This window comes from Aquimarina sp. AD1 (assembly GCF_003443695.1).
Taxonomy (GTDB): Bacteria; Bacteroidota; Bacteroidia; order Flavobacteriales; family Flavobacteriaceae; genus Aquimarina; species Aquimarina latercula.
Genome location: NZ_CP031966.1, coordinates 2091624 through 2104162, shown reverse-complemented (window position 1 = coordinate 2104162; position 12539 = coordinate 2091624). Strand labels below are relative to the sequence as shown.

The following is a 12539-nucleotide window of genomic DNA, read 5'->3' as shown; positions in this document are numbered from 1 at the left end:
TTATAGCCTTTCACTCGCTGAAAGGCTATTTTTTTGATCTAAATGGATCTAAATTATGGTTAATCTGTAAATTTAAGTAAGAATAATACTATAATATAACATTTTTTAAGATATTTTTGTGTACTTTACTGGTGTAATTGGTGTTTAATCTGATTCTAGCCCCAAAATAGATCATATGAATAAAGCAATTTTAACCTTTGTGATTTTCTGCGCAATGAACCTACTTGGTTTTACGCAAAGTCAATTTTCAGCCGTTGATTTCTCTAAAATAGAAAACGTAAAAGACTCTTTGTTATTTAACAGTGCGGTAAATGATTTACAGCATTATGTCAATGAAGATCAATTAGACCGAGCAGATGATATCGCTAACAAGCTTATTGAGCTTGGCCATGATATTAAGTATTTTAAAGGATTAGGTTTAGTATACAGGCTGAAAGGCGTTATTAATAACGAATTGAATAAGAGCATCGATTCTAACGAAAGTTTTGAAAAAGCCGTACTCAATTTTCAGAAAGTTGATGATAAAAACGGCTTAGCAATGGTAAGTAATGATAGATACAATATCGAAAGAAATAAGGGTAATATAGAGCAAGCTGCTAACTACTTATTAGACGCCAAACTACATCGAGAACAATTAAATGATAGTGTAGGTCTTTCTGCCGTATACAATAATTTAGCAATCATTTATAAGGAACTTAATGATGTCCCAAATGCAGAAAAATATTACTTGAAGTCAATGAATTTGGGTAAGAAATTGAAGACCGATGGTGTAGGGCTGGTTATCAATAACTTAGCTTTATTATATACAGAAGGAGGAAAGCTTAAAGAGGCGCAGAAGCTTTTAGAAGAAGCATTAGTAATTAATAAAGCAGAAGATGATCTAAGGCATATGGCTCAATCATATAGTATTATGGCTAAAGTAGCGATGTATGGAAAGGAATATGAAAAAGCTAAAAAATTCTATGACACAACACAATGTGTTGGTACCCAAGCCAATTTCAAAATAATAGTGATAAATGCAAAACAACAATTAGGGATTATAGCACTTGAACAACAAGAATATGATAAAGCAGAGAAATATTTAGAAATAGCAAGAAAGGATTTGGTTAAATCAAATGTTACATCACTAATTTTGAAAAACTATAAACATTCATTTAAACTAGATTCGGCTAGAGGTAATTTATTAAACGCTATAGCTTGGCAAAAAAAATATCAGGAACTTTCTGATAAGAGAATGAACGATATTACCACAAAAAAGGTAGAAAACACAAAATCTAGATACGAAGCCGAGTTAGAACAACTTAAATTGATAGATGAAAAAGAGAAGCGAGAACAAAAAACAAAAGAAGAATTGTTCAGATATAGGTTATTAGCATTTATTAGTTTGGCAGTCATTGCAGTAATCTTAGTCTTTATGGTGCTTATTATCAAAACAAGGAAAGAAAGAAAAAGATATATTAAGGAACTCAATGAATCTAATCAGGTAAAAAACAAACTGTTTTCTATTATTTCTCATGATCTTAAAAATGAAATACATGGGTTAGAAAGTAGTCTTAATTTAATGAAAGAGGATGTAATATCAACTGATGAGTTTAGAGAAATAGTACCATTATTAGCTAATAGAACACATCAAACATCCATTTTACTTAATAATTTATTGAATTGGTCAAAATCACAAATGAAAGAGCTTAATGCACAACCTACCACTTTTGATATTACAGAGGTGATTAGTAATAAGTTCACTTTTTTTAAGCCAAAAGCTGAGAAAAAGGATATTAAACTGATTAATAAATTAGATCCTACCCTCATCTTCGCTGATAAAGATATGTTCGGGATCGTGGCTCAGAATCTGATTGCTAATGCGATAAAATTTTGTAATCCTGGTGATTCTATAGCTCTAGTATCTAAGGAAAAAGAAGATTATTATGAAATTTGTTTTGAGGATACTGGTATAGGTATAGATCCTAGTAATATTAATAAATTATTTGCAGAAGATACGTTTACTACTACAGGTACAGAAAACGAAACCGGAACAGGTCTTGGACTTAGGATATGTAAAGAATTGATTGAACTTAATCAAGGTAAGATACAAGTAGAAAGTACACCAGGAAAAGGAAGTGTTTTTTCAGTTTCTTTGCCAAAAGCCGCTTGAACTTAAGTTTACTTATCCATCAAGCTTCTAAATTGATAAAAGAACCGTTCTATAAGTCTTAAATCTTCTGTTATGATTTCTACAGAACCACGCATTTCTTGTTGGAAAGGTATTTCTTTATTATAAGTAGTGATGAGGTTTTTAGGAAGTTTTACATCGATAAGATATAATCCGTCCTTATCTGGTAACATAGATATATAATCCACGGTTCCCTGTAACATTCCGAATTCATCATCCGGAAAATTTTCTAATTTAATATTCGCTTTTTGCCCTAATTTTATTTTTCCAGAATTCTGAGTAGGAGCTTTTATTTTAGCCACATAAGAAGAAGATTCTTGAATCGGAATTACAATAAAAACAATGTCTCCGGCAGTTACATTTTGATTTACAAAACGATAATTAGAAAATGAAACACGTCCTTCGATATCCGATTGCAGCAAATACCTTAGTTCCCAGTCTTTAATGCTTTTCTTAAGTCTATTAAAGGACTGTAGTACTTTTAGTCTAAGATTATTTTCTTCTTTTGTTTTGTTTATTTCTGTATTTACAGATGTTTTATTTGCATTACCTATTGATTCAGTAATTTGCGAAATTTGGGCATCAATTGCTTTATAATTTCTCTCTACTCCGTAGTACTCAGATTCGCTTTGTTCATATTCTTGCTGAGAAATTCTACCTTTTTCAAATAACACTTTTTGTCTATTGAAATCTCTTTTCTTGTTATCTAATTCTCTTTTGGAAAACTTCTTCTGATCAATTAAATTTTGCTTTCTTAAACGAAGTTCTGATAAAGAGTTCTTATTCGCTATAGCTTCATTAGAGAAAGGATTTAATCGCTTATTAAGTAAGTAATCTAAATAACTATTTTCGAATGTAGCGAAATCAGTTAAGATATCTCCAAGAATTAATGTTGGTAGTTCATCCAAAGGGAAACTAAATGATTTATTGCTTACAGTAATTGTATCAACAATCGCTTTAAGTTTAAATACATCTTCATAATTAGCGGTGTTTCTTAAAATTGCTAGGGGAGTACCTTCAGGAACTGTATCTCCTTCTTTTACCAAAATAGCCTCTATTTTTTCACTAACATTTGCTTGTTCTTTTTGTAAAGGAGCTTCTGTAGTAATAATAGCTTGTGCAGGAATAGTATCAGGATATTTAAGCATCCATGACAGAAATAATAATAATAGAATTAATACTAATATCAACAAATTTCCCCATCGTATCATCCAATGTGGTACTCTAGTTAAAATCTCTTGGACTTCTTCACTTCTTAATTGTATGTCTTCTAAATTATCTGGCATGTTACTTTCCTAATTCTAATTGATTTTTAACCAAATTATAATAGCTTCCTTTTTCTTTGATCAATGATTCATGATTTCCAACTTCTATAATCTCTCCTTTATCAAGTACTACAATCTGGTCCGCATTTTTAACCGTACTTAACCTGTGTGCTATTACCATAACCGTTTTATCTTTGAAAAAGGTGTCTAACTTTTCCATAATTACCTTTTCATTATTAGCGTCCAGAGCAGAAGTTGCTTCGTCAAAGAATAAAAATTTAGGATTTTTATAGACCGCTCTAGCAATAAATAATCGTTGTTTTTGACCAGTACTTAACCCAACACCTTCCATTCCTATTTTGGTATTATAAGATAGAGGTAGAGATTCTACAAACTCCTTGATATTAGCAACATCTACTGCGTGAGCTAATTTTTTCTTATCCACATAATCTTCTCCAACAGCAATGTTGTTAGCAATTGTATCATTAAATATATACCCCTCTTGCATTACAACTCCAAATTGATCTCTCCAAGATTTCTGAGATACGTTCTGTAAATCATGAGAACCAATAAATATTTGCCCTTCATCAGGTTCATAAAACTTTAGTAGAATTTTCATAAGAGTAGTCTTTCCACTACCACTCACACCCACTACTGCTGTTATTTTATTAGCAGGAATAGAGAGTTTTAAATTTTGTAAAACAGGTTTGTCAGACCCAACATATCTAAAGCTAAGATTTTTAATTTCAAAACCAGAGTTATCAGGAATTTCTCGAATCTTTTCTTCACCGGATTTTTCTTCGTCTTCCTTATTATGAATTTCTCCAAGACGTTCTAATGAAATCTGAGCATCTTGTAATTCTCGTAAGAAATTAATCAATTGAGTAATAGGAGCATTTAATTGGCCAACAATAGATGTAATTGCTAGCATCATACCCAAAGTGATTTCTCCATCAATCACTAACACTGCAGAAAGTACAGTAATTAATATGTTTTTTAATTCGTTAATAAAAGCCGAACCAACACTTTGATATTGCTCTAAGGCAAGGTTTTCTATAGATATTTTAAAAAGTTTTGCTTGTACAAACTCCCAATTCCATCTTTTTCTTTTTTCAGCATTGTGGAGTTTAATTTCCTGCATACCATTTACCAACTCAATTACTTTACTCTGTTCTTCACTGATTTGAGAAAAACGTTTATAATCTAATTTCTTACGTTTTTTAAAGAATATTAATATCCAAGCAAAATAAAAGGCACTACCAATTGCAAAAACTGAAAAAATGGAGAAACTATAATAAATAAGAACGATACTAAAAACGATTAAATTCACCATCGAAAACAATACGTTTAATGACGACATGGTGAGTATCTGTTCAATCCTTTTGTGATCATTAATTCTCTGTAATAAATCTCCGGTCATTTTTACATCAAAATAGGAGATGGGTAGATTCATTAATTTGATGAAGAAATCTGAGATCAGAGAGATATTTATTCTAGTGCTTAAATGCAATAAAATCCAACTTCTTAGAACATCAATTAAAGTTCTTCCGATAAACAAAGATAATTGGGCGATTAATACTAGGTAAACAAAGTTGATATCTTCGTTTTTTATACCAACATCAACAATACTTTGTGTAAGAAACGGAGTGATTAATTGTAATAAACTCCCCGCAGTTAATCCAAGAATAAGCTGAAAAATGAATTTTTTGTATTGAAAAACATATTTAGATATAAATTTAAATCCAAACTCTTCATCTTTCTCATCGATATTATCATTATAGAATTTTGGTGTAGGTTCTACTAATAAGGCAACACCTTCTTCGGTAGTTTGATCGGCATTATTACCAATCCAAGCTTTAATGAATTCTTCTTTGGTATATGTAATTAAACCATGAGCAGGGTCTGATACATAAATTGTCATACCTCCCTTTTTGGTAGTTTTTACTTTGTAAACCACTACGTAATGCACTTTATTCCAATGTACTATGCATGGTAGAGGGACTTCTAATAATTGATCTAAGGATAGTTTTACTCCTAAGGATCTAAATCCTATACTTTCTACTGCTTCGCTTAAACCGAGTAAAGAACTTCCTTCTCTTGTTGTTTCACTAAGTGATCTAAGTTTCTGAGTGTTTAGTACTTTTCCGTAATGTTTAGCTATGATTTTAATACAAGTAGGTCCACAATCTTTTGATTCGGCTTGTTTGTAAAAAGGAAATTTAGGCATTAAAAGTTTTAATTTTGAGTGATGAGTTGTTCTACAAAGAAAAGTAATTCTTTTTGATTATACTATCAAACTTGATTAGATACTAAATTGTTTACATGAATTAGTTTAACTAATAAGCAATTTGTTACCCATGAAAGATCAATTATTTTTAAATAAGATATATAACTGTCTTATTTTTTAGTGTTTTTTTAAAAGTTTATACTATATTTAGATGATAGAATTTGATTTTTCTAATATTGTTGATTGTGAAATTTAATTAAGTATTTGTTATACAAATTCAGGCAATAGGATTTCATTGTACATAGATCGATCCATGACTAGCGAAAATAATCGTTCTTCTAACTGTTTTTTATCCATTTGAGAAGATATAGATTCATCTAAGTAGGCTTCGCACGCTGCGCCTCTGATGGTATTTTCTTCTTCAAAGTAGAAAAGGAAAAAATCCCAATCTTCAATTTTAATGGAAGTGTTTTTTAAATCTTGTGGAGAATTGTAATGTAATATTACATTGTCATTTGCGTCTTCTTTGAATATAACACTCTTGTTTATGATGAATTTAGTATTCATTTTTTCATCCCAAGTGGTGTTTTTTAACCAATCGAAGTGCTTTTCTAGGTAATGGAAACGTTTTTCAGTAACACCTTTGTATTCATTATCAAACAACCCGTTCCTTTTTAAGGATTCGGTTAGTTTATGAAACTCATCTGGAAATTCATACTTAAGTCTTGCTTCTATTTGTTCTTGGGTTACGGGTGACTTTTTCCCATGCCCTACAGTATGAATATAATATTCTTTTTCTGGGATAAGATGAAACCGCATTACTTTGGAAAAAGAAGCATTCATTTCTTCATAAAGAGCATTGGTACTTAGATTATTTTCCATGGCTAGATTCATTCCTAGCATCTGCTCATAAACCATATTAAAAATACCAAGATCTATTTTGTTTAAATTCGATCGATTATCATCAATAAAAGGGAAAACTATTTTTGCAAGCTCTTTAAAAAAAGAGTTATTGTTACCTCCGATCACTCCTGCATTAAATGCGTTGATGTTTCCAGTTTTTAAGTATTCTTTACTCAAGACTTTAGGTACATTTACAAACTCCTGTAATATCACATCTAACACTTCTTTATATCTGGGAAAATTAAACTCTAAATTCTGAAAACAAATATCTTTGTTAACAAATGATTCAGGGAAACGATTCCATACAAACACATCAGTATCTACATGTAGGAAGGGTTGATCTTGTAGGGAGTATGATAAGATCTTACCTAATGCCCATAGACCAGAAGGATAATGATGTAAGCGCTTTAATTCTGTACTAACTGATGTGTATGGAATTTGTAATTTTTCCTTCAATAATTCGTTTCCGTAATCATCAGTATACATGACTACATTTCCATATTTTTTTTTAAAAGTCATGCAACTCAATAATGCACTATAAAAGAACAGGTTGGTACTGGACCAACCCGCCTTAAATCTAGCACTTTCGTCATAATTTTGTTCTAAAAAAGGTTTAGACCAAAAACTTTGAATGATTTTTATGCTCATACGTGGTTAAAATATTGATTTAGTATGAAAGACATTTTCCATATCTTCCACCACCAAGTGATCCCATATATGCAGGAATATCGCAACCTATATTTAAGGGATACCATCCATGTACGCATCTAGGTAAACCACATGTTACAATTTCATAGCCACCATATCCACCAGAAATAGTTTTACTTTCTTCTTTGCTCAATAATCGAGCATCTTTAATCTTATTTAAAAATTCTTTTTTCATTTTAGTAAATTTTAATAGTTCACCTACTCATTAGCTTTTCGGTTTCCGCTTTTTGTTTGATGAGAAATCATAATTTTTAGACATTAACCCTCAATCGGTCTGAGGTTGCGCAACCTAAATATTTATTATCCTTTAGATTTGCATTTGCAACTACAAACCGGTTAGGGTAATAAATGATTATTCTTTGATTTTATTCATAAAAAAATATGAATTATGTGATAATAGGTTTGGGAAAATTGAGATTTTATATGTTTGTTGTTTAAAATTATGAGAAAATTATAAAAAGAACTTATTCGTTTTGTGGGATTGTCATACTATCACGTTTTCGTGTTGATAACTTATAATAGAAGTCACATATAATTTACAAAATTTTAACAAATAGGGGTCGTTTATCGGAGCTGATAGATTTGGTTTCATTGACTGATTTATTTTTTAATAAAGAGCCATCTATACAAAGTTCAGAATATAATTGCTTTGATAAAGAAAAATAACTTAGCGATGTACTGTAAAAGACAGGTTGGTACTTGACCAACCTGCTTTAAATATAGCTTTTACCCTCACTTTTTTCTAGAGAGGGTTTAATTCAAAAACTTTGAATAATTTTTGCCATTAGGGAAGTGAACAATATTCAACTGAGCCCCAAGCAGTCTGTCCTAAATATGTCTTATTACTTAAACAATTTGGTAAGCCTACGCGCTGGAATGTATATGCACAATTAGGCAAGTTACAAGAGCCTCCAGTGACATAACCTCCAGAAATAGTTTTGCTTTCTTCTTTACTCAATAATCGAGCATCTTTGATTTTGGATAAAAACTTTTTTTTCATGATTAATATGATTTTGAAATTAATAAGAAATGAGACGATCTCTTTTCTTGTTAATTAGTTACATTAAGTAGCAAATTGTTATCTACTACAACGTTGTAGTGTTGATAAGTAATTATTTATGAAAGAATTTTAGGCTTTTCACAAAGGGATATAAAATAAAAAGGAGTGTTTTTTAAAAAAACACTCCTTTTATATTTATGTAGTTTAATGTTTTAGTTTAAACTTAATTTAGTAGTCGCAATTCCTTTTTCGTTTTCAATTTGTACTAAGTATAATCCTCTTGCTAATTCTCCTATTTCGAAATTAGTTCCAGGTGCAAAACTGCCCTCAAACTTCTTAGCTAGAGAACCAGTGATATTGTAAATAAACACTTTTTGTACGGTCTCATCAATGCTAAAAGCTGTTTTTGCGGGATTAGGATATGCATTAAAGCTATTACCTTTAATGAAATCCTGTGTGCTTAAGTTACGCTGTTGATTTCCATAAACTTTAAACTCACCAGGTTCTAGTGAAATAGGAGCATTAACATCCGTTACTGTAATTGATTCACCAGTATCACTTAATAGATCATACCAAGTACCAGTTTCCTGAAATGCAGGGTCAATGGTTAAAGTAGTAGTCCTAAAATTTCCTATAATAGTTACATGTTTTATTTCATCTCCAGTTGCGGTATCGTCAGTAAGGTGAATAGATTTCCTTGTATCCACGGAAGTTTCTAAAGTGAAGTTATCCGTTTTGAAGATTTTTTCATTTAACTTTAAACTAATTAATTTAGCATAGATATCATAAACATCAGTTCTGTCGGTTTCATTTAAATAATCCCAACGGATAGGTTTTGGATTAGTTCTACAATTATTATCTATAGTTCCATTTTCGCATCGATTAATACTAAAATCATATCCAAGCTCACCAAATTGCCAGATCAATTTTGGTCCTGGAACTGTAAAATAAAAAGCTCCAGCCATTTCTACTCGATCTAATGCTGTTGAAAGATCTCTAATGTTATACGATCCTAAAGAATTTCCTGATTGAATATTATTATACATTAAGCGTTCCTCGTCATGACTTTCCATATACCCAACTAAGGAAGGAGTAGTCCATCCTCTTGTTAAATACGAAACTCCTTCGAAATCAGAACCACCAAATCCCATAGTTGCATTGTTATAGCTAAAATGTATGTTTCCCCAAATCATCATGCCATCATTTACTAATTGGGTTTCTTCATCGTTTGGAGCGAAATGTTCTAAAATTACATATGCATCGGCATCAACAGCTTGAATCGCTGTATTCATTCGAGTAAGAATATCAATACGACTTTGATCAAAAGATCCACCATCACCTATAGTATTTGTAAACCCTTTAGTAAAATCAAATCTAAAACCATCAATATTATATTCTGTTAACCAATATTCATTTAATCGGTCGATATAAGCTTCTGTGGCTGTTGATTCATGGTCAATATCATTAAAAAATGAGAAACTTGTATTTGGATCATTGATATTGAAGATAGGATTCTCTGAGGTGGCTTGACCATTATAACAACCATTACAATCATTCCACATTCTATAGTATGGATTTTGACCTGTAGCATGATTGTAAACAACATCTAAAATAACTGCAATACCTCTTGAATGGCATTCATCAATAAATTGTTTAAAGGCAGTAGGAGTTCCATAATACTTATCTAATGCCATATGAAAAGATGGGTTATAACCCCAACTATTGTTACCATCGAATTCTGAAACAGGCATTAATTCGATTGCATTAATACCAAGATCCTCTAAATAATCAAGCCTTGCTTTTACTGCATCAAAAGAATGTAAAGCATCAAAATCTCTAATTAACAGCTCATAAATAACCAAGTCAGTAATCTCTGGTCTTTGGAAATTAGTAGTTTGCCAAATGTATTCAGATTCTCCAGTTTTAAACCAAGAAACAGCGTCATTCGTTTTACCCGTTGGGTAACTAGGCAGGTTAGGGAAAGTCGTGTTGTCTATAAAACCATCATTAAATTCTGATAGTATTAAAGTAGAATAGGGATCGGCAACGGTAATAGAAGCATCAATTTCATATTGGTATAATATATCAGTATCATCAGGAAGATTTGTTAAAGTAATCCAGAATCGGTCTTGAGTACTATCTTTATTTAATAAATAGGTGTTATCTCTAGTCCAATCATTTCCGTTAAAGTTCCCTTTTAGATGTATAAATTCTTTATTAGGTGCGTACAAAACAAAAGTTGCAGTTGCTGGATTGCTAGGATCTAAATTTAGACCATCTTTCATTCCAGTAGGAACTGCCGCTTCAGTTACTGTGGGAGATACAACTACAGAAAATGTTTCAGATAATTGATTAGAAGTTCCACTTTCTGTTGCAACCAATTCTAAACTCGCGTTTGCAGTAACATTATAATTAAAATTATAAGAAGTTATTGTGTTTTGGGTATCCACAGCAGTAGTAGATCCATTAACAAATAATTGAAAATCTGCATTTATAGTAGCGGTAGCAGATATAGTAAGATCATTTCCACTATTTACTACAGTAGTTTCGCTAGTTGGAGAAGTAAGAGATATTTGAAAAAGCCCAACTTCTGCAAAATTATCACCAGTTTGCCCATCATTACCATCATCAGCTTTTGCTAAAAATCCGATACGTCCTATACCCGTTGTATTATAAAGTGCTGTAGGGATAAAGGTAAAAGAATAGGTCCCATTTCCATTGTCGGTGAATTTTTGAGACTCATCGGAATTTGTCCATTGACCATTAGTAGGGGAGTCTCCAGTAGGATTATCATCCAGATCAAAATACCAAGCCCAAAGATATACATCAGTAACTCCCCATTCTGCGCTTGGATCGAAATTAGAGAGTGTTATAGTTATTTCATCTGTTTCATTAAATGCAGAAGGAGAAACAGTAAATGTCTGCGCAGATGCAAAAAACACACTGCAAAATGCCAATGTAATAAAGGTAATTCTTTTCATGACTTATCGTGTTTGATTATAACGCAAAAAGGCTGTTGTGAAACAGCCTTTTTGGTTATTTAGGATATATTATTCTACTATTGGAATAAGTACATAACTTGCATCAAGGTCATTAAACCAGATGTCATATACTCCTTCTCTAGAAACAGGAATATTAGGTCCGTCTTGAGTAGCAAAACCAGTTAATTCAGTATTGTTTCCCCAGTTTACGGCCCAGTCATCCTGTGCTCTAAACTTCATTTCACCAACAGTAAGTGTAACTCCATTAGCATACCATATGTGTGGGTCAAAAGTAGATTGTGTAAGATCTGTGTCACTATCCCATCCATCAGGAGTAGCGTCTCCAATAAATCCAATAGTTGGATATGTTACGGATGCACTTTCATCAAAAGGATCAAAGCTAGAACTTAGGTTATCAGGATCAACTGAAACCGTTAATGTGTAATACCCTGTTGTTGGTACAACAAAAGAAGCTGGATCTCCTCCAAGAATATCACTACTAGTAAATCCTCCTCCATCAAGTCCCCATTGTGGTTGCCATTGACCTTTGATCTCTAATAATTTGAATTCATTAGCAACAAAATATCCAGTATAGCTATAAGAATTTTCATTTTGTGGATCTCTGGTCATTGGAGTATTGTTATTGTTGTTATTCCAGTCTGCTGCTGTAGCATTTCCAACAAAGAATAATTCTCTTAATAATATTATTGGCTCTTCTCCTGTTGGTTCTGGTAAAAATACATTTAAAGGTAATACATCCGAAGTGGTAGAAGGTCCTCCATCAGTAGTTCCAACAGAAGCAACTAATCTAAAGAACAATTCGCCAACGTTATTAGGTATTGGATTTCCATCACCATCAAGAACTGGATTTCCATCTGCATCTACTTGAGAGGTTTCAGGATCATTATCAAGTCCAGCAATAGCTGCTAAATCAAATAATTGTTTTACGGTTATTGCAATATCATTAGCAGAAGTAGTTCCTAAAGATTCGAAAGTTGTAAAAGTAGATTCTGCAGCACCTTGTAGGTCATATGTTATTGCAGTATCAACCCCAAAATCAGGAGATTGCCATACGAATCTTTCTGCAGTGTTGTCAAATGCATCTAATGTTAATACATATTCTGAGGAAACAGAATTGATAAATGTAATAGCTTCTACCGGATCTTGTGCTGTAAATACTAATGCGTCGTCGTCAGTACAAGCATTGAACCCAATTAGAGTTACTAATGCCATCATGATTATTGATACTTTTTTCATTTTGCTTTATTTTTAAAAATTGAGTTTA

8 protein-coding genes are annotated in these 12539 nt (G+C 31.8%); 1 reads left to right on the top strand and 7 read right to left on the bottom strand.

The features are described 5' to 3' along the window. Positions 1 to 175: 175 nt before the first annotated feature. On the top strand, positions 176 to 2152 hold the full coding sequence (locus tag D1815_RS09335) for a tetratricopeptide repeat-containing sensor histidine kinase (RefSeq protein WP_118386721.1): 1977 nt from the start codon (positions 176 to 178) through the stop codon (positions 2150 to 2152). Positions 2153 to 2160: 8 nt separating this feature from the next. On the opposite strand, the gene D1815_RS09330 is transcribed toward D1815_RS09335, so the two are convergent. From D1815_RS09330 to D1815_RS09300, 7 genes are all read right to left on the bottom strand, one after another. Beyond that, positions 2161 to 3456: an HlyD family secretion protein gene (locus tag D1815_RS09330; RefSeq protein WP_027394051.1), complete on the bottom strand. Its 1296-nt coding sequence runs from the start codon at positions 3454 to 3456 to the stop codon at positions 2161 to 2163. Position 3457: 1 nt separating this feature from the next. After that, on the bottom strand, positions 3458 to 5662 hold the full coding sequence (locus tag D1815_RS09325) for a peptidase domain-containing ABC transporter (RefSeq protein WP_027394052.1): 2205 nt from the start codon (positions 5660 to 5662) through the stop codon (positions 3458 to 3460). A 267-nt stretch (positions 5663 to 5929) separates the two neighbouring features. Then, positions 5930 to 7213 (bottom strand): DUF6734 family protein, encoded by a 1284-nt coding sequence (locus D1815_RS09320; protein WP_118386720.1) that lies wholly within the window; start codon positions 7211 to 7213, stop codon positions 5930 to 5932. Positions 7214 to 7232: 19 nt separating this feature from the next. Further along, entirely contained in the window at positions 7233 to 7448 is a 216-nt protein-coding gene (locus D1815_RS09315) for a hypothetical protein (protein ID WP_118386719.1), read from the bottom strand. A 609-nt stretch (positions 7449 to 8057) separates the two neighbouring features. After that, the gene (locus tag D1815_RS09310) at positions 8058 to 8273 is read right to left on the bottom strand and encodes a hypothetical protein (RefSeq protein WP_118386718.1); all 216 of its coding nucleotides are present in this window, start codon (positions 8271 to 8273) and stop codon (positions 8058 to 8060) included. A 212-nt stretch (positions 8274 to 8485) separates the two neighbouring features. Further along, positions 8486 to 11254: an alpha-amylase family glycosyl hydrolase gene (locus tag D1815_RS09305; RefSeq protein ID WP_118386717.1), complete on the bottom strand. Its 2769-nt coding sequence runs from the start codon at positions 11252 to 11254 to the stop codon at positions 8486 to 8488. A gap of 69 nt (positions 11255 to 11323) precedes the next feature. Then, positions 11324 to 12511: a SusF/SusE family outer membrane protein gene (locus D1815_RS09300; RefSeq protein WP_118386716.1), complete on the bottom strand. Its 1188-nt coding sequence runs from the start codon at positions 12509 to 12511 to the stop codon at positions 11324 to 11326. Positions 12512 to 12539 lie beyond the last annotated feature (28 nt).

Excerpts from the sequence above, each read along its gene's own strand:
- D1815_RS09335 (WP_118386721.1), top strand. The coding sequence starts at position 176 with ATGAATAAAGCAATTTTAACCTTTGTGATTTTCTGCGCAATGAACCTA.
- D1815_RS09330 (WP_027394051.1), bottom strand. The coding sequence starts at position 3,456 with ATGCCAGATAATTTAGAAGACATACAATTAAGAAGTGAAGAAGTCCAA.
- D1815_RS09325 (WP_027394052.1), bottom strand. The coding sequence starts at position 5,662 with ATGCCTAAATTTCCTTTTTACAAACAAGCCGAATCAAAAGATTGTGGA.
- D1815_RS09320 (WP_118386720.1), bottom strand. The coding sequence starts at position 7,213 with ATGAGCATAAAAATCATTCAAAGTTTTTGGTCTAAACCTTTTTTAGAA.
- D1815_RS09315 (WP_118386719.1), bottom strand. The coding sequence starts at position 7,448 with ATGAAAAAAGAATTTTTAAATAAGATTAAAGATGCTCGATTATTGAGC.
- D1815_RS09310 (WP_118386718.1), bottom strand. The coding sequence starts at position 8,273 with ATGAAAAAAAAGTTTTTATCCAAAATCAAAGATGCTCGATTATTGAGT.
- D1815_RS09305 (WP_118386717.1), bottom strand. The coding sequence starts at position 11,254 with ATGAAAAGAATTACCTTTATTACATTGGCATTTTGCAGTGTGTTTTTT.
- D1815_RS09300 (WP_118386716.1), bottom strand. The coding sequence starts at position 12,511 with ATGAAAAAAGTATCAATAATCATGATGGCATTAGTAACTCTAATTGGG.